The sequence below is a fragment of the Pseudocitrobacter sp. 2023LY-00077 genome (assembly GCF_055796175.1).
The window spans coordinates 33,363-51,666 of sequence record NZ_JBSPEI010000013.1; the positions used below are offsets into that span (position 1 = coordinate 33,363).

Annotated in this window: 19 protein-coding genes; 13 read left to right on the top strand and 6 right to left on the bottom strand. The window is 55.4% G+C overall.

The window, feature by feature from the left end:
- Window positions 1-9 precede the first annotated feature (9 nt).
- The 4 genes from ACWWFX_RS16960 to ACWWFX_RS16975 form a co-directional block, all read right to left on the bottom strand.
- The gene (locus tag ACWWFX_RS16960) at window positions 10-834 is read right to left on the bottom strand and encodes a hypothetical protein (RefSeq protein ID WP_473224334.1); all 825 of its coding nucleotides are present in this window, start codon (window positions 832-834) and stop codon (window positions 10-12) included.
- Window positions 831-2,168: a lipopolysaccharide biosynthesis protein gene (locus ACWWFX_RS16965; RefSeq protein ID WP_276222045.1), complete on the bottom strand. Its 1,338-nt coding sequence runs from the start codon at window positions 2,166-2,168 to the stop codon at window positions 831-833. Before ACWWFX_RS16965 ends, ACWWFX_RS16960 begins: the two co-directional genes overlap by 4 nt.
- A gap of 95 nt (window positions 2,169-2,263) precedes the next feature.
- Window positions 2,264-3,016 (bottom strand): nucleoside/nucleotide kinase family protein, encoded by a 753-nt coding sequence (locus ACWWFX_RS16970; protein ID WP_276222047.1) that lies wholly within the window; start codon window positions 3,014-3,016, stop codon window positions 2,264-2,266.
- A 39-nt stretch (window positions 3,017-3,055) separates the two neighbouring features.
- Window positions 3,056-3,769, bottom strand: a complete 714-nt coding sequence (locus ACWWFX_RS16975; protein WP_276222049.1) for a nucleoside/nucleotide kinase family protein — start codon at window positions 3,767-3,769, stop codon at window positions 3,056-3,058.
- A gap of 173 nt (window positions 3,770-3,942) precedes the next feature.
- Here ACWWFX_RS16975 and ACWWFX_RS16980 point away from each other — a divergent pair, with 173 nt between their 5' ends.
- The gene (locus ACWWFX_RS16980; protein ID WP_473224335.1) at window positions 3,943-4,650 is read left to right on the top strand and encodes a dTMP kinase; all 708 of its coding nucleotides are present in this window, start codon (window positions 3,943-3,945) and stop codon (window positions 4,648-4,650) included.
- A 45-nt stretch (window positions 4,651-4,695) separates the two neighbouring features.
- Here ACWWFX_RS16980 and pitA read toward each other — a convergent pair whose 3' ends face one another.
- Entirely contained in the window at window positions 4,696-6,195 is a 1,500-nt protein-coding gene (gene pitA, locus ACWWFX_RS16985; protein ID WP_473224336.1) for an inorganic phosphate transporter PitA, read from the bottom strand.
- A gap of 279 nt (window positions 6,196-6,474) precedes the next feature.
- On the bottom strand, window positions 6,475-7,977 hold the full coding sequence (gene proP / locus ACWWFX_RS16990) for a glycine betaine/L-proline transporter ProP (protein WP_276222055.1): 1,503 nt from the start codon (window positions 7,975-7,977) through the stop codon (window positions 6,475-6,477).
- Between the two features lie 824 nt (window positions 7,978-8,801).
- Here proP and kdgT point away from each other — a divergent pair.
- From kdgT to phnK, 12 genes are all read left to right on the top strand, one after another.
- Window positions 8,802-9,803, top strand: coding sequence for a 2-keto-3-deoxygluconate transporter (gene kdgT, locus ACWWFX_RS16995; protein WP_231825613.1), 1,002 nt, complete (start codon window positions 8,802-8,804; stop codon window positions 9,801-9,803).
- Window positions 9,804-9,954: 151 nt separating this feature from the next.
- Window positions 9,955-10,290: a zinc ribbon domain-containing protein YjdM gene (locus ACWWFX_RS17000; RefSeq protein WP_015966275.1), complete on the top strand. Its 336-nt coding sequence runs from the start codon at window positions 9,955-9,957 to the stop codon at window positions 10,288-10,290.
- Between the two features lie 175 nt (window positions 10,291-10,465).
- Window positions 10,466-10,906 (top strand): VOC family metalloprotein YjdN, encoded by a 441-nt coding sequence (gene yjdN / locus ACWWFX_RS17005; RefSeq protein WP_276222062.1) that lies wholly within the window; start codon window positions 10,466-10,468, stop codon window positions 10,904-10,906.
- A gap of 131 nt (window positions 10,907-11,037) precedes the next feature.
- Window positions 11,038-11,826, top strand: a complete 789-nt coding sequence (gene phnC, locus ACWWFX_RS17010) for a phosphonate ABC transporter ATP-binding protein (RefSeq protein WP_276222064.1) — start codon at window positions 11,038-11,040, stop codon at window positions 11,824-11,826.
- Window positions 11,827-11,850: 24 nt separating this feature from the next.
- Entirely contained in the window at window positions 11,851-12,867 is a 1,017-nt protein-coding gene (gene phnD, locus ACWWFX_RS17015; protein WP_000991997.1) for a phosphonate ABC transporter substrate-binding protein, read from the top strand.
- A gap of 125 nt (window positions 12,868-12,992) precedes the next feature.
- The gene (phnE, locus tag ACWWFX_RS17020) at window positions 12,993-13,772 is read left to right on the top strand and encodes a phosphonate ABC transporter, permease protein PhnE (protein WP_001193492.1); all 780 of its coding nucleotides are present in this window, start codon (window positions 12,993-12,995) and stop codon (window positions 13,770-13,772) included.
- Window positions 13,773-13,792: 20 nt separating this feature from the next.
- Window positions 13,793-14,518 (top strand): phosphonate metabolism transcriptional regulator PhnF, encoded by a 726-nt coding sequence (gene phnF / locus ACWWFX_RS17025; protein ID WP_001295387.1) that lies wholly within the window; start codon window positions 13,793-13,795, stop codon window positions 14,516-14,518.
- Window positions 14,519-14,971: a phosphonate C-P lyase system protein PhnG gene (gene phnG, locus ACWWFX_RS17030; RefSeq protein ID WP_473224337.1), complete on the top strand. Its 453-nt coding sequence runs from the start codon at window positions 14,519-14,521 to the stop codon at window positions 14,969-14,971.
- The gene (gene phnH / locus ACWWFX_RS17035; protein WP_089574897.1) at window positions 14,968-15,552 is read left to right on the top strand and encodes a phosphonate C-P lyase system protein PhnH; all 585 of its coding nucleotides are present in this window, start codon (window positions 14,968-14,970) and stop codon (window positions 15,550-15,552) included. The genes phnG and phnH overlap by 4 nt, the downstream gene beginning before the upstream one ends.
- Window positions 15,552-16,616 (top strand): alpha-D-ribose 1-methylphosphonate 5-triphosphate synthase subunit PhnI, encoded by a 1,065-nt coding sequence (gene phnI, locus ACWWFX_RS17040; RefSeq protein ID WP_473224338.1) that lies wholly within the window; start codon window positions 15,552-15,554, stop codon window positions 16,614-16,616. Before phnH ends, phnI begins: the two co-directional genes overlap by 1 nt.
- Complete coding sequence (gene phnJ / locus ACWWFX_RS17045) at window positions 16,609-17,454, top strand: alpha-D-ribose 1-methylphosphonate 5-phosphate C-P-lyase PhnJ (protein WP_000002299.1); 846 nt, start codon at window positions 16,609-16,611, stop codon at window positions 17,452-17,454. Before phnI ends, phnJ begins: the two co-directional genes overlap by 8 nt.
- Window positions 17,451-18,209, top strand: coding sequence for a phosphonate C-P lyase system protein PhnK (phnK, locus tag ACWWFX_RS17050; RefSeq protein WP_001075518.1), 759 nt, complete (start codon window positions 17,451-17,453; stop codon window positions 18,207-18,209). Before phnJ ends, phnK begins: the two co-directional genes overlap by 4 nt.
- The last annotated feature ends 95 nt before the right edge of the window (window positions 18,210-18,304 follow it).

The following is an 18,304-nucleotide window of genomic DNA, read 5'->3' on the forward strand; positions in this document are numbered from 1 at the left end:
TGCATCCTTTTACAGCGGAAAGCGCGCGAGTAGCAGCGCTAAACGCTGGCGGATGTCTTCATCCAGCGCTACGGGCGTCTCATAGGCCAGACGATTTTCCATGTCGTCGGCCACCATCTCATCATGCTTGTCGCCCATCAGGCCATTGATGGCAGCAAGAAAGCGGGAGACCTGCCGCGCTTCGCGGTTTTCAGGATCGATGGAACGCAGGGTATCGTAGTAAGAAACCTGCTGGCTGATGATTTTTCGCACGTCATGAAATTCCCGTCCCGTTAGCAGCGGTTTTTCCACAAGCCCCTTCAACAACCGTATTTGCCCCTGCCGATACGCAATGAAATCATCAACGCTGGCTAATCGACTGTGACGCAAACAATAGCGCAGCATCGCCCAGGCGGGCGCGCTCAGATAAAAACGCAGCAGCCTGCCATAAAATACAATGGCATCCTTCTTTTGATTACGAAATCCATCCTGAAAACGCCCCAGAAATACGGTCGTTTTACCGAAGATAAACCCCGCATAATGGCGTTGCAGATACAGTCGTTGGGCGAAACGTAAATGCTTAAAACGCGCGCGCATGTATTTGTACTGCATGCGTTCCTGCTCCGAAAGCTCGCGGCCTGCCGCCTGTTTCAACGTTAACTGCAATAAATCTCGCCGCTTAACGCCGTCCTCCCAAAATTGCAGACATAACGCATAGTTGCCTTGAATGATTTCCGGCGTGCAGTGCAAATCAATCACCGGCGGCAGGCTAACCTGCGCATCCACGTAATCGTCCTCTTCTACCGCCGTAAACAGGCGCTGGGTCACTTCAGGTGCAAAACGTTTCTCCATCACTTTCCGCCCTCCGTCGATCCTTTAAATACCAGTAAATGACGCTGAAAATAGGCCCGTAGCGTCGGCGCCAGCGAAAACAAGACGTCGAGGCATTGGCCAAAGAAGTAAGCGAACGCTGCGCCCATCACGCCAAAAACATGCGATAACGCAATAAGCAGAATGAGATAGCCCGCAGAGGCGAACGTTTGGGCGACGAGGAAAGCACGTTGTTTGCCCGCCATTAACAGCAGCGACTCCTGCGGGAAGCCCACCATCGAGATAACAATGGCCGCCAGCATGACCTGAATTAAGTCGTACGCTTCGAGGTATTTCACCCCGAAAACCAGCGAGATAAGCGGCTTACCGACCAGAATCACCAGTAGCGCGACCAGCACGCCGATCCCCCCCGCCAGCAGCGCAGAGCGGATACCCAGCATCCACGGACGCTTTGTGCGCGGGTCAAGGCGCATCACTTCCGGATAAAAGCTTTTACTCAGTAAACTGGCGGGCGTGCCGGCCGCATCAAAGAAGGTCATCGCGATTTTGAACAGCCCCGCTGCCGCCGGGCCCAGCACCACACCAACCAGCACGGTGCTACAGGAGTTGCGCGCCGCCCAGATGGAGTGCGCGATGTTCGTTGACCAGACAAAACCCCAGGCGCCCGGTATCCGTCGCGCGGATTCAAACAAACGTGGGCGCAGCGCACCATGAATATTGCGGCGGCGCAGCTCGCGTGCGGCAAACCACCAGTACAGGGTGCCGCCGACCAGGTTAGAGGCGTACCAGGTGATCACAAACCCGGCGAAACCAAAATCACCGAAGTAAGCAATTACGCTGCCCAGCGCGCGCAGAAAGGGTTTCGTCGCCTGCTGAATGGCAATCAGATCAAAACGGTCAACCGCACGCAAAATCCCGGTCGGCGTGGATGACGCCATCGAGGGGATCAGCGTGCAATAAAGCATGGCTAACCAGAAACTTTGCGCATCCAGCCCCATGGAATGAGAGAGAAACGGCAGCAGCGCCATGCCGCCGACAATGGCGACGGCCCCGCTGGCGATATCCAGACCGAAAGAAAACGACACCACATCACGAAACTGTTGCGGGTTATTATTTTCCAGCGCGGGCGTGCCGTACTGAACCACCAATTGCCAGGTCTGAAACTTGATGAAATCACTGATGGATTTGGCATAAGACTGCACCACCACCAGCACGCCAAACATCGCGGGTGTCATGCCTTTACCGGCACAGGAGAGCGCCAGCAAGCCCAGCAAAGCACTCACCACATTACTGGAGCCTAAATAAGCGCTATTGCGAATAATGGTGCGAAACGCGCCATCGGAAAACCAATTTTTCATCGTGATAATAACAATCCATTCAGGCTCAAAATATTCGGCAAAGAATTAATTACTTCGCATTTATAATTTAATTAAATAATTCGCGACCAATAGTATTAATGTGCGACACGCTGGCGCTGCGAAACAGACGCCACAGCAGAGGCCGCCGATAATGCTTTTTCCAGCACCTCGGCATAAGGCGCTCGCGCATCCAGTTCAATAACGTGCGAACCGTTATAACGAATTTTCGACATCACACCGATTTTATCCCGCAGCTCTTCATAATCGTGATCGGGCTTACGCGAAAACGCAGTCTCCACATCAATCATCAGTCGAATAATTAATTCCGGTTGATAACGTGCCATTTGCTGATAAAGCTGCTGCTCGCGCGCTGCCAGCCGCTGCTTTATTTTCCCCGTTGCACGCTCAATGCCTATACCTGGCCCATCGTAATAAAAACCGGAGATTTCAGCCTGGGGAAAGCGATCGCTCACTACCAATACGCCGCTTTGCGTCAGTTGCTGGACCCTGCGTAATTTCACGCGTCGACGAAGCGAAAAAGCGAACATAATCAACGCAGCCCATAGCGCCGGCGAGCGGTTTTTCATGCTCTGCGTCTTTGATGACTTCGCGGCTAAACGCCGCTCAAGCCAGACGCCAATAAACGGTAACTTTTTGATTTTGTCACCGTCTTCTCCTGAAAGCAGCCCCAGATATCGGCGCTCGGTGACCCATTGCGTTTGCAGTTGTTTAACCAGATCCGTGGTCAGGGTTGATTTACCGGTGCCATCACAGCCCACCACCGCAATCAGGCCGGGAATACATTCGGTCTGGGACATTGCGGCCTGGGTGAAGTTGGTAGTTTCCATGGTGTTTACTCTTGAGTTCGTCACAATCAGGTGCGGCAATCAGGAAAGCGCGGACTGAATCGAACGTAATGATTCAGCAAGGATATCTTCCGCAGGCTGGCGACCATCCAGCTCGAGGATGGGCGCATGGTTAAAATTGAGCGTGGGGATCACGGTGGTTTTCTCATGCAGCGCCGCCAGTGAGTGGTCGGGCTTGCGGCTAAAGGCCGTTTGCTCATCAATCGCGAGGCGAATTAATAACACGGGAAGATAAGAGGCCATCCAGCGATACAGTTTCAGCTCGTTTTTTCTGAGCAGACACACCCAGCGGTTGCCGCCCTCGGTCTTCGCCAGCTGCGGGCCGTCGAAACGAAAGCCGGGCACTTCCACCTGCGGGTAACGGTCGGTTATCAATACATACCCTTGCTCGCTTTTGCGTAGCATTTTGCGAAACTTCCAGCCCCGCCAGCAGGAGAGCAAAAAGATAACCAGTGCGCTGACGTTGCCCGGTGGCAATGAAGGGTAGTCATGAACGTTGGCGGCTTTGGCGCGTAAATAACGACCAAACGGCGCGCCGATAATCGGTAGCTGCGAAATCCATTCGCCAATACGCCCGGAAGATTGCCCGAGATAAAGTAATTGCGTGGGCACTTTCGGGGCCAGCTTTTCAAGTAGCGCCGTCGCCAGCGTGGATTTACCTGAACCATCACAACCGACTATAGCAATCACTCTGACAAAAGGTGGATTAACCTTTCGGGTATTATATTGACTCATGAAAAACCCACTATTGAAGAAATGATTGTATATTACTGGCATTGTGCTCAGAATATCTTTTCGGCTTTGTCGTGACAATAATTAAATGTCAGCACGGCATAAACTATCGCCGCACCAAAATACATTTATCAAAATAATATTTAATGTGGATATATTAAATAAGGGATATATTTATGCAGTCAATAACTCCTCCGGTTATTGCCGTTATTTGCAGTGACGGCTCCGGTAAATCCACTGTTTGTGAACGTCTGATTACCACTGTAAAAAAATATGGCCCTGCCGAACAGGTGCATTTAGGAAAACAGGCAGGCAACGTCGGACGAGCGGTGGTAAAACTTCCGCTGATGGGAAAATCGCTGAATAAGAGCATTGAGCGAAATAAAGTCAAAACGGCGAAAAAATTACCCGGCCCGATCCCGGCGCTGGTGATTACCGCCTTTGTGGCACGCCGCCTGCTGCGTTTTCGCCATATGCTGGCGTGCCACAAACAGGGGTTAATCGTGTTAACCGACCGCTACCCGCAGGAGCAGATCCCCGGTGCTTACGATGGAACCGTTTTTCCAGCGAATGTATCAGGCAGCGGGTTCGTCTCCTGGCTGGCAAGCCTGGAGCGTAAGGCGTTTCATTGGATGGCGAGCTATAAGCCGGATTTAGTGATTAAACTGAACGTTGACCTTGAGGTGGCCTGCGCGCGGAAACCCGATCACAAGCGAGAATCACTGGCGCGCAAGATTGCTATCACACCTCAGTTGACCTTTAACGGTGCCGAACTGATTGATATCGATGCCAACAAACCGCTGGATGAAGTGTTGAGCGATGCGGAAAATGCAGTGATGCGCTTTATGGAAAGCCGGGGATATACGCTTTCGTCACACGCCTGATTACCCGGTTAAGCCCGATCCATGACCGGGCTTAACCGGTGCAACTTAGATGAGCTGTAGCGCAATCCAGTAAAGCACCCCGGATAAAAAGATGGCCGCTGGCAGCGTGAAGATCCACGCCATCAGGATGCTGGTCACCGTTTTACGCTGCAACCCGCCGCCATCCACCAGCATGGTGCCTGCTACCGCAGAAGAGAGCACATGTGTTGTGGAAACCGGCATCCCGATGTAGCTCGCCAGGCCGATAGAAATCGCCGCCGTAATTTGGGCGGACATGCCCTGAGCGTAAGTCATGCCTTTCTTACCGATCTTCTCGCCAATGGTCATCGCCACGCGCCGCCAGCCAATCATTGTCCCGATACCCAGCGCCAGCGCCACGGCCATAATTATCCAGATGGGCGCGTACTCGATGGTGCTCAGAATATCGCTTCGCAGTTTTTTCAGCATCTGCTGGTCATTGCGGTTCACCCCTTCAGACTTCGCCACTTTCTCAGCCGTATCGGAGATGCAGAGCATGATGCGCCTCAGTTGGCTACGCTGCCCTACTTCTAAAGCGCTGTAGTTAGTCACATTGCCTGCCAGCAGAGTTTTAACGCGCTCAAAGGCGTCCATGGTATTTGCCGGATGACAGTGGAATACGCTGGATTGCACATCGCCTGATTGCGCAGTCGCCACCGGCTGCTCCGTCGTGGTGATGGTTTTCAGCAGCTCAGGGCGCTGCTCAAGAAACACTTCAAAATTGTTGATGGCATCGCGAGTACGGGCAATTTCGTACCCCGACGCATTCATATTGACCACAAACCCGGCGGGCGCAATCCCAACCAGCACCAGCATCACCAGGCCAATACCTTTCTGGCCATCGTTCGCGCCGTGAGAAAACGCCACGCCCGCCGCCGAGACAATCAACGAGGTTCGCGTCCAGAACGGCGGTTTGCGCACGCCGCCTTTCTTTTTACGCTCTTCCGGCGAGCGATGGATACGGGCGCGTTTTTTGGTGCCGCTCCAGAAGCGACGCAGCAGAAAAATCAGCCCGCCCGCCAGCGCGAGGCCGACGATCGGCGATACAATTAAGGAGGTGAAAATTTTCGTGACTTCGCGCAGATTCAGCGCATCCACTACGGAGTTGCCATTCATAATCGCGTTGGTGAGCCCGATCCCGATTATCGCGCCAATCAGCGTATGCGAACTGGACGCCGGCAAGCCGAAAAACCAGGTGCCGAGGTTCCAGATAATTGCCGCCAGCAGCATCGAAAAGACCATCGCCAGCCCATGCGAAGAGCCCATATTCAGCAGCAAATCCGTCGGTAGCATATGCACAATGGCGTAAGCCACACTAAGGCCACCCAACAGCACGCCAAAAAAGTTGAACGCTGCGGCCATAACCACCGCCAGCTGTGGGCGCATAGCGCGCGTGTAGATAACCGTCGCCACCGCGTTGGCCGTATCGTGAAAGCCATTAATCGCTTCGTAAAACAGGACGAATGCCAGAGCAAGCAATAATAAAAGCCCGGTGTATATATCCAAGCCAATAAATAAATTTAGCATATATATAATTGCGCCATATTAAAATTATAAACAGGCGCATTATCGGGGAGTTTAGCTATTCGGGCAAAGTGAATTACGTTTTTTTGTCGCCTGTGCAATAAATAGAAAACCATTGAGTTAAAAAGTTAATTATTGTAAATAAATCATTATGCACACATCCATAATATGAATAATATTCAATTTAAAAAGTCGCGGGGACATATGAATATTTTTGTTGAATGTTTCCAAAAAAAAACCGGGTAAGACTCGCGTCTACCCGGCTTGATGATGAACGAATGATTACTCGTTAATTTTTGGATGCTGCTGCACCAGACGCGTTCTCTGCTCCTGCAACGTCGCAATTTCGGCATCGATATCTTCGATTTTATGCTCGATGTTATCGTGATGCTCCTGCAGAATTTCTCGAGCCTCTTCAATATCCGATGCGGCAGGCGTCGCGCCTTTCAGCGGACGGTTCGCCGTTTCCTTCATCGTAATCCCGGTGATCAGGCCGATCACCGCAATCACCATCAGATAGTAAGCCGGCATCATCAGGTCCTGCGAGGTTTCCACCAGCCAGGCCGCCAGCGTCGGCGTCAGGCCCGCAATCAGCACTGAGATGTTAAAGGCTGCGGCCAGCGCGCTATAGCGAATATGCGTTGGGAACATCGCTGGGAGCGTCGAAGCCATCACGCCGGTAAAGCAGTTCAGGATCACCGCCAGCAACAGCAGACCCGCGAAAATCAGGCCAATCACATTACTGTTAATCAGAATGAAGGCCGGGATCGCGAACACCAGCAGCGCCACACTACCAATCACGATAAACGGACGACGACCAAAACGGTCGCTCAGCAGGCCCATAATCGGCTGCACAAAGAGCATACCAATCATGATGGCAATGATGATCAGCACGCCGTGATCTTCAGAGTAATGCAGGTTATGCGACAGGTAGCTCGGCATGTAAGTGAGCAACATGTAGTAGGTTACGTTGGTGGAGATAACCACCCCAATACAGGTCAGCAGGCTGCGCCAGTGTTTAGTGGCGATTTCTTTAAAGGAAACTTTCGGCCCTTCCTGCAGACCCTGACGGTCGCCCTGTTCGAGTTTCTCAACGTGCTGCTGGAACGCTGGCGTCTCTTCCAGCGCATGACGCAGATAGAGGCCAATAATCCCTAACGGCAGCGCGATAAAGAACGGAATACGCCAGCCCCACTCAAGGAAGTTTTCCTCACCCACTACGGTGGAAATCAGTACCACCACGCCCGCGCCCAGCACGAAGCCCGCAATGGAGCCGAAATCAAGCCAGCTGCCCATAAAGCCGCGTTTACGGTCAGGTGAATATTCGGCAACAAAGATGGATGCCCCGGTATATTCACCGCCCACCGAGAAGCCCTGCGCCATTTTACACAGCAACAGCAGGACGGGGGCCCAGATACCAATAGACGCATATGACGGTATCAGACCAATACAGAAGGTACTGATCGACATAATAACGATGGTGATCGCGAGGATTTTCTGACGCCCGTACTTATCGCCGAGCATCCCGAAGAACAGACCGCCCAACGGGCGAATTAAGAACGGTACGGAGAACGTCGCCAGTGCGGCAATCATCTGCACGCTTGGGTCGGCGCCCGGGAAGAAGACTTTACCTAAGGCGTAGGCGACAAAGCCATACACACCAAAGTCGAACCATTCCATAGCATTACCAAGCGAGGCCGCGGTGATGGCTTTACGGAGCTTGGCATCATCGATAATCGTGACATCACGGAGCGTGATCGGCTTTACTTTTTTCCTTCGAAGCATGGGTATTCCTCATTTACATTCGCCGTTAACGCACACCCTGTGGAGTCGAACAGCTCGCTGTTCGCATGGTGTACGGAGGAGTCGGGAAAATGCAGACTCCTGTTAATCAAGCGTAGCAGGTTTGCTTGTACTGCTAGCGCGCCCCTTGCGCGGGAGCGCCTCCGGGGGTGACAGCTTCGCGTTACACTTCTCAGGGTTCATGAAGTGCCGAAAGCTGCCGGTGCAATCAAACCTGTTGACGCCTGTACTGGCTAATTACAGGTGGTTAAAAAATCCCCGGAATGTCGGTTCCGGTTTGGACTCAGGCCTTTTACCCTACCAGCGTTTAAATTTGTGATCAACTTCGCAAATAAATGCACACTGTTGTTAAGTTGAGTCGATATTCGTAAATAAGTTCAATCTTAATGGATTTTTACGTCAAAGCGCGGCCCGGTATTGTTACCAAAAACACACCCAAAAATGTCAAATAACCCTCGAAATAATTACCCACATTATTATTTACTTAAGATAAATCTCATCATTTAAATTCACAAAGTTTTCACAGCCAATTTATCTCATCCTGCCAGATGTAAGATTTCGTCAAAATATGTGATCGATATAACTAAAACACTGTTTTATTTTCATTGAATCATAATTCCAGCAAATGCATCATAGTTTCAGGAACAGCACCTCGGGGCTTTTCAGGGAGAATTTCTCCCTCGTTGTACCCACCGCGTTCCGGCCGCATGGACAGAGATGCCCGAAAGGAAAGACTCGGGTAACTGGTTGAAATTATTATTCTTAACCTCTTCCATCGTCATTCAGATGAGAAGCGAGGATGCAATATGAAAATTAAAGCCACAATGGAAAGAATCCCTGGCGGGATGATGCTGATCCCTTTACTGCTGGGTGCCGTATTAAATACCTTTGCGCCAAACACCGGCGAATACTTTGGTTCATTCACGAAAGGCATGATTGGCGGAACGGTGCCGATTCTGGCAGTCTGGTTCTTCTGTATCGGTGCTTCAATTGATTTACGCGCAACCGGAACGGTGTTACGTAAATCCGGTACGCTGGTACTGACCAAAATTGGCGTTGCCTGGATCGTGGCACTGATTGCAGCCATGTTTATTCCAGAAAACGGAATCCAGACCGGATTCTTTGCGGGTCTGTCCGTTCTGGCAATTGTTTCCGCCATGGATATGACCAACGGTGGCTTATATGCCAGCCTGATGAACCAATATGGCACGAAAGAAGAGTCCGGCGCGTTCGTATTAATGTCGCTGGAGTCCGGCCCACTGATGACCATGGTTATTCTGGGTTCCGCTGGCCTGGCCACTTTCGAACCGCATCACTTTATCGGCGCCGTACTGCCGTTCCTGGTTGGCTTCGCGTTAGGTAACCTGGACCACGATCTGCGCGCCTTCTTCAGCAAAGCAACGCCGGTACTGATTCCATTCTTCGGCTTCGCGCTGGGGAATACCATCAACCTGAGCGTGATTATGGACACCGGCCTGCTGGGCATCGCCCTGGGCGTTGCGGTTATCGTTATCACCGGTATTCCACTGATTATTGCCGACCGCGTGATTGGCGGTGGTAACGGTACAGCGGGCATTGCGGCCTCCTCCGCAGCCGGTGCGGCAGTCGCCAACCCGGTGATTATTGCCCAGATTAACCCATCGTTTGCTCCAGTTGCCGCCTCTGCAACAGCGCTGGTCGCGGCAAGCGTCATCGTTACGGCGATTCTGGTACCTATCATCACGGCGCTTTACGCCAGACGTTTCGGCAAGGTTCCCGCAGCGGAAACCAGCACCACCGCGAGCGTCTCTCAGGCCGCGCACCACTAACATCCCCCGCCCCCTCTTCGGAGGGGGTTCTGTTTCCTCCCAGGAATAACGCCGACAAAAGTGTGGTTTTGCGCTATCATTAGCGACTGTTTGCGGCATTATGCCGGTTTTTAGGGGCTTATTGCCCTTTCGCACTTTTGAGGAAATCCCCATGTCATTACCCCACTGCCCGAAATGCAATTCCGAATACACTTACGAAGATAACGGCATGTATATCTGCCCGGAATGCGCCCACGAATGGAACGATGCTGAACCCGCACAGGACAGCGATGAGCTGATTGTGAAAGATGCCAACGGCAATCTGCTGGCCGACGGCGACAGCGTCACCGTGGTGAAAGATCTGAAAGTAAAAGGCAGCTCTTCAATGCTGAAGATCGGCACCAAAGTGAAAAACATTCGCCTGGTTGAAGGCGACCACAACATCGATTGCAAAATCGATGGTTTCGGCCCGATGAAGCTGAAATCTGAGTTCGTTAAAAAGAACTGATTGTATTTGTTGGCACACGATCGGTAGGCCGGATAAGGCGCACGCGCCGCATCCGGCAACGGTGCCGGCTGCCTGATGCGCTACGCTTATCAGGCCTACAAATCCCCCGCCCCACCCTCATCTGTACAAAATTCGAACTACACTTAATGGGCTCTTCTTACCTGAGGTAACGATTATGCCGTTAAGTCCCTACATTGCTTTCGCCGGAAACTGCGCCGATGCCATCGCCTACTATCAACAGACGCTGGGCGCGGAATTACTCTACAAAATCACCTTTGGCGAAATGCCGAAAGATGCGCAGGAAAGCAGCGACGGCTGCCCCTCCGGCCAGACTTACCCTGAAAACGCCATCGCCCACGCCAACCTGAAAGTTGCGGGAAGCGACATCATGATGAGCGACGGCGCGCAAAGCGGAAACACCGGTTACAGCGGCTTTACGCTGGTGCTGGATACCCAGGATGTCAACGAAGGAAAACGCTGGTTCGATAGCCTGGCGGCAGAAGGCCAGATCGAAATGGCCTGGCAGGAAACCTTCTGGGCGCACGGTTTCGGCAAAGTCACCGATCGCTACGGCCTGCCCTGGATGATCAACGTCGTCAAACAGCCTGGCGGATAAACTCTGCGGGAGGCACACCCTCCCGCTGTCATCATTTTCACCCTAACTCTTCATCTTTACGTCACTCACGCTTAACCCAACTGTCACAAAAATTCGCCACGATGGAGCCACTTTTTTAGGGAGGCTCCAGCATGCAAACGATTATCCGCGTCGAACAACTGAGCAAGACCTTCAATCAGCATCAGGCGCTGCACGCGGTTGATCTGAACATTCATCACGGTGAAATGGTGGCTCTGCTTGGGCCGTCGGGTTCCGGCAAATCCACCCTTTTACGTCACTTAAGCGGCCTGATTGTCGGCGATAAAAAGCCAGAATGCCGCGTCGAACTGCTGGGCCGCACCGTCCAGCAAAATGGCCGTCTGGCGCGCGATATCCGCAAAAGCCGCGCCCATACCGGCTACATCTTCCAACAATTCAACCTGGTGAATCGCCTGAGCGTACTGGAAAACGTGCTGATTGGCGCGCTCGGCAGCACGCCGTTCTGGCGCACCTGTTTTAGCTGGTTTACCCGCGAGCAGAAACAGCGCGCGTTACAGGCGCTGACCCGCGTCGGTATGGCGCACTTTGCATACCAGCGCGTTTCCACGCTCTCCGGCGGTCAGCAGCAGCGCGTGGCGATTGCCCGCGCGCTGATGCAGCAGGCGAAGGTGATTCTGGCGGACGAACCGATCGCCTCGCTGGACCCGGAATCAGCGCGCATCGTGATGGACACCCTGCGCGACATCAACCAGAACGACGGCATCACCGTGGTCGTCACGCTGCATCAGGTGGATTACGCCCTGCGCTACTGCGAACGCATCGTCGCGCTGCGCCAGGGGCACGTCTTCTACGACGGCAGCAGCCAACAGTTTGATAACGAACGTTTTGACCATCTCTACCGCAGCATTAATCGCATCGAAGAGAACGCGAAAGCTGCCTGACATCCCCATCATTGAGGAAAACGAATGAACGCTAAGATAATTGCCTCGCTGGCCTTCACCAGCATGTTCAGCCTCAGCACCCTGTTAAGCCCGGCGCACGCCGAAGAGCAGGAAAAGGCACTGAATTTCGGCATTATTTCAACGGAATCACAGCAAAACCTGAAACCGCAATGGACGCCATTCTTACAGGATATGGAGAAGAAGCTGGGCGTGAAGGTGAACGCCTTCTTTGCCCCGGACTACGCGGGCATCATCCAGGGAATGCGCTTCAACAAAGTGGATATCGCCTGGTACGGCAACCTGTCGGCAATGGAAGCGGTGGATCGCGCCAACGGCCAGGTCTTCGCCCAAACGGTCGCGGCGGATGGATCGCCGGGTTACTGGAGCGTGTTGATCGTCAACAAAGACAGCCCGATCAACAACCTGAACGATCTGCTGGCGAAGCGAAAAGATCTCACCTTCGGCAATGGCGATCCTAACTCCACCTCTGGCTTCCTCGTCCCCGGTTACTACGTCTTTGCCAAAAACAATATCTCCGCCAGCGACTTCAAGCGCACCGTCAACGCCGGACATGAAACCAATGCGCTGGCCGTCGCCAACAAGCAGGTGGATGTGGCGACCAACAACACCGAAAACCTCGACAAGCTGAAAACCTCCGCACCGGAGAAGCTGAAAGAACTGAAAGTGATCTGGAAATCGCCGCTGATCCCAGGCGATCCGATCGTCTGGCGCAAAAATCTGTCCGAAACCACCAAAGACAAGATCTACGACTTCTTTATGAACTACGGCAAAACGCCGGAAGAGAAAGCGGTGCTGGAACGCCTGGGCTGGGCGCCGTTCCGCGCCTCCAGCGACCTGCAACTGGTTCCCATTCGCCAGCTCGCGCTGTTTAAAGAGATGCAGGGCGTAAAAGGCAATAAAGGGCTGAATGAGCAGGACAAGCTGGCGAAAACCACCGAGATTCAGGCACAGCTGGATGACCTGGACCGCCTGAACAACGCGTTAAGCGCGATGAGTTCGGTGAGTAAAGCGGTGCAGTAATGTGCTCGATCGGTCCCCTCTCCCTTGAGAGAGAGGGTTAGGGTGAGGGGGAAATGCGCACGCTGGTGCCCTCACCCCGGCCCTCTCCCACAGGGAGAGGGAGAAAACATTAAACGGAGCCAAACATGCAAACCATCACCATCGCCCCACCCAAGCGCAGCTGGTTCTCGATCTTCAGCTGGGCCGTTGTTCTCGCCGTGCTGGTCGTCTCGTGGCAGGGCGCGGAAATGGCCCCGCTCACGCTGATCAAAGACGGCGGCAACATGGCGACGTTCGCCGCCGACTTCTTCCCGCCCGATTTCAGCCAGTGGCAGGATTACCTCACCGAAATGGCCGTCACGCTGCAAATCGCCGTCTGGGGCACCGCGCTGGCAGTGGTTCTCTCCATCCCCTTCGGTCTGATGAGCGCCGAAAACCTGGTGCCGTGGTGGGTGTACCAGCCCGTTCGCCGCCTGATGGACGCCTGCCGCGCCATTAACGAAATGGTCTTCGCCATGCTGTTCGTGGTCGCTGTCGGTCTCGGCCCGTTCGCTGGCGTGCTGGCGCTGTTTATCCACACCACCGGCGTGCTCTCCAAACTGCTTTCCGAAGCAGTGGAAGCGATTGAACCCGGCCCGGTGGAAGGCATTCGCGCCACCGGCGCCAACAAGCTCGAAGAGATCCTCTACGGTGTGCTGCCGCAGGTGATGCCGCTGCTAATTTCCTACTCCCTCTATCGCTTCGAATCCAACGTCCGCTCGGCGACCGTCGTCGGCATGGTCGGCGCGGGCGGGATCGGCGTCACCCTGTGGGAAGCGATTCGCGGTTTCCAGTTCCAGCAAACCTGCGCCCTGATGGTGCTGATTATCGTCACGGTCAGCCTGCTGGATTTCCTCTCTCAACGGTTGCGTAAGCACTTTATCTGATAAGCGAGGCATTGATAGCTATGCACTTGTCTACACATCCGACCAGCTACCCAACACGCTATCAGGAGATAGCCGCAAAACTTGAGCAGGAGCTTCGTCAACACTATCGCTGCGGCGACTATCTTCCCGCCGAGCAGCAACTGGCGGCGCGCTTTGAGGTGAATCGCCACACCCTGCGCCGCGCCATCGACCAATTGGTGGAAAAAGGCTGGGTACAGCGCCGTCAGGGCGTCGGCGTGCTGGTGCTGATGCGCCCGTTCGATTACCCACTCAACGCCCAGGCGCGTTTTAGCCAGAACCTGCTGGACCAGGGCAGCCATCCCACCAGCGAAAAACTGCTGTCGGTGCTGCGCCCCGCCTCCGGTCACGTCGCTGACGCGCTGGGGATAACCGAGGGGGAGAACGTCATCCACCTGCGCACCCTGCGTCGGGTCAACGGCGTCGCGCTCTGTTTAATCGACCACTACTTTGCGGACCTCACCCTCTGGCCGACGCTGCAACGCTTCGACAGCGGCTCGCTGCACGATTTTCTGCGCGAGCAAACGGGGATTGCGCTGCGCCGCAGCCAGACGCGGATCAGCGCCCGCCGCGCCCAGGCCAAAGAGTGCCAGCGTCTTGAAATCCCGAATATGTCGCCGCTGCTGTGCGTGCGCACCCTTAACCACCGTGACGGTGAAAGCAGCCCGGCGGAGTACTCCGTCAGCCTGACGCGCGCCGACATGATTGAATTCACTATGGAGCACTGAATGCACGCAGATACCGCGACCCGCCAGCACTGGATGTCCGTACTGGCGCACAGCCAACCGGCTGAACTGGCAGCCCGCCTGAACGCGCTGAACATCACCGCCGACTATGACGTTATCCGCGCCGCCGAAACCGGCCTGGTGCAGATTCAGGCGCGGATGGGCGGCACCGGCGATCGTTTTTTTGCCGGCGACGCCACGCTCACCCGCGCCGCCGTACGCCTGACTGACGGCACGCTCGGCTACAGCTGGGTGCTGGGGCGTGATAAACAGCACGCCGAACGCTGCGCACTGATTGACGCGCTGATGCAGCAATCTCGCCACTTTCAAAACTTATCAGAAACCCTTATTGCCCCGCTGGATGCTGACCGTATGGCACGCATTGCCGCACGCCAGGCCGAAGTGAACGCCAGCCGGGTCGACTTCTTTACGATGGTTCGCGGAGACAACGCATGACCCTGGAAACCGCTTTTATGCTTCCCGTGCAGGATGCCCAGCACAGTTTTCGTCGCCTGTTAAAGGCCATGAGCGAGCCGGGCGTGATTGTCGCCCTGCATCAGCTCAAACGCGGCTGGCAGCCGCTGAATATCGCCACCACCAGCGTGCTGCTCACGCTGGCCGATAACGACACGCCGGTGTGGCTTTCCGCGCCATTAAGTAACGATATCGTCAGCCAGAGCCTGCGTTTTCATACCAACGCGCCGCTGGTCAATCAACCGGAACAGGCGACCTTCGCGGTAACGGATGAGGCGATTTCCAGCGAACAGCTCAACGCCCTTTCCACCGGCACCGCCGTTGCGCCAGAAGCGGGCGCGACGCTGATTTTACAGGTCGCCAGCCTGAGCGGCGGGCGCATGTTGCGTCTCACCGGCGCGGGTATTGCCGAAGAACGAATGATCGCCCCGCAGCTACCGGAGTGCATTCTGCACGAACTCACCGAGCGCCCGCACCCGTTCCCGCTCGGCATCGACCTGATCCTGACCTGCGGCGAGCGCCTGCTGGCTATCCCGCGAACCACTCATGTGGAGGTGTGCTGATGTACGTTGCCGTGAAAGGGGGCGAAAAGGCGATCGACGCCGCCCACGCCCTGCAAGAAAGCCGACGCCGGGGCAATACCGATTTGCCTGAACTGAGCGTCGCCCAGATTGAACAGCAGCTTAACCTCGCGGTGGATCGCGTGATGACTGAAGGCGGCATTGCCGACCGCGAACTGGCAGCGCTGGCGCTGAAACAGGCCAGCGGCGATAACGTTGAAGCAATTTTCCTGCTGCGCGCCTACCGCACCACGCTGGCAAAACTGGCGGTGAGCGAGCCGCTCGACACCACCGGGATGCGTCTCGAACGCCGTATCTCCGCCGTTTATAAAGACATTCCCGGCGGCCAGCTGCTTGGCCCAACCTACGACTACACCCATCGCCTGCTCGATTTTACCCTGCTGGCAAACGGCGAAGCGCCAACGCTGACCACCGCCGACAGCGAGCAAGCCCCGTCGCCGCACGTTTTCAGTCTGCTGGCGCGTCAGGGGCTGGCGAAGTTTGAAGAAGAGAGCGGCGCACAGCCGGATGACATCACCCGCACACCGCCGGTTTACCCCTGCTCACGCTCCTCCCGCCTGCAACAGCTCATGCGCGGCGACGAAGGCTACTTGCTGGCGCTGGCCTACTCCACCCAGCGCGGTTACGGGCGCAATCACCCGTTCGCGGGCGAAATCCGCAGCGGCTATATCGACGTGTCGATTGTGCCGGAAGAGCTGGGATTTGCGGTGAACGTCGGCGAATTGCTGATGACCGAGTGTGAAATGGTTAACGGTTTTATCGACCCGCCGGATGAGCCGCCGCACTTCACGCGCGGCTACGGGCTGGTGTTCGGTATGAGCGAGCGCAAAGCGATGGCGATGGCGCTGATTGACCGCGCTCTGCAAGCCCCGGAATACGGCGAGCACGCGACAGGCCCGGCGCAGGATGAAGAGTTCGTGCTGGCGCATGCCGACAACGTCGAAGCCGCAGGCTTTGTCTCGCACCTCAAACTCCCGCACTACGTCGATTTCCAGGCCGAACTGGAGCTACTCAAACGTCTGCAACAGGAGCAGAACCATGGCTAATCTGAGCGGCTACAACTTTGCGTACCTCGACGAGCAGACCAAACGCATGATCCGCCGCGCCATCTTAAAAGCGGTGGCGATCCCCGGTTATCAGGTGCCGTTTGGCGGGCGCGAGATGCCGATGCCGTACGGTTGGGGAACCGGCGGCATACAGCTCACCGCCAGCGTGATTGGTGAAAGCGACGTGTTGAAGGTAATTGACCAGGGCGCGGATGACACCACCAACGCCGTGTCGATTCGCAACTTCTTTAAGCGCGTGACCGGGGTGAACACCACCGAACGCACGGATGATGCGACGCTTATCCAGACGCGCCACCGCATCCCCGAAACGCCGCTGACCGAAGATCAGATAGTTATCTTCCAGGTGCCGATCCCGGAACCGCTGCGCTTTATCGAGCCGCGCGAAACGGAAACCCGCACCATGCACGCGCTGGAGGAGTATGGCGTGATGCAGGTGAAGCTGTATGAAGATATCGCCCGCTTCGGTCATATCGCCACCACCTATGCCTATCCGGTGAAAGTGAACGGACGCTACGTCATGGACCCGTCGCCGATCCCGAAATTCGATAACCCAAAAATGGACATGATGCCCGCCCTGCAACTGTTCGGCGCGGGGCGTGAGAAGCGCATCTATGCGGTGCCGCCGTTTACCCGCGTGGAAAGCCTCGATTTCGACGATCACCCGTTCACCGTCCAGCAGTGGGATGAGCCGTGCGCCATCTGCGGATCGACCCACAGCTATCTTGATGAAGTGGTGCTGGATGACGCCGGAAACCGCATGTTTGTCTGCTCCGATACCGATTATTGCCGCCAACAGAGCGAGGCGAAAAGCCAATGAATCAACCGTTACTTTCGGTCAATAACCTGACCCACCTTTACGCGCCGGGCAAAGGCTTTAGCGATGTCTCTTTTGATTTATGGCCGGGGGAAGTGCTGGGCATTGTCGGGGAATCCGGCTCCGGGAAGACCACGCTGCTGAAATCGATTTCCGCTCGCCTGACGCCGCAGCAGGGGGAGATTCACTATGAAAACCGTTCCCTCTATGGCATGAGCGAGGCCGACCGCCGTCGCCTGCTGCGCACCGAATGGGGCGTGGTGCATCAGCATCCGCTCGACGGCCTGCGCCGTCAGGTCTCGGCAGGCGGCAATATCGGCGAGCGGCTGATGGCGACCGGGGCGCGTCATTACGGCGACATTCGCGCCACCGCGCAGAAGTGGCTGGAAGAGGTGGAGATTCCCGCCAACCGTATCGACGACCTGCCGACCACCTTTTCCGGCGGCATGCAGCAGCGTTTGCAGATTGCCCGCAACCTGGTGACGCATCCGAAGCTGGTGTTTATGGATGAACCGACCGGCGGGCTGGATGTATCGGTGCAGGCGCGTCTGCTCGATCTGCTGCGCGGTCTGGTGGTGGAGCTGAATCTGGCAGTGGTAATTGTCACCCATGATCTGGGCGTCGCCCGCCTGCTGGCGGACCGTTTGCTGGTGATGAAGCAGGGGCAAGTGGTAGAGAGTGGGTTAACCGACCGCGTGCTCGACGACCCGCATCATCCGTATACCCAGTTGCTGGTGTCATCGGTTTTGCAGAATTGAGTGCAACACCCTGCGCGCGGGTCCCCTCACCCCGGCCCTCTCCCCAGAGGGAGAGGGAGAAAAACGTGCCGTATTCAACACCACGCACAATCGGT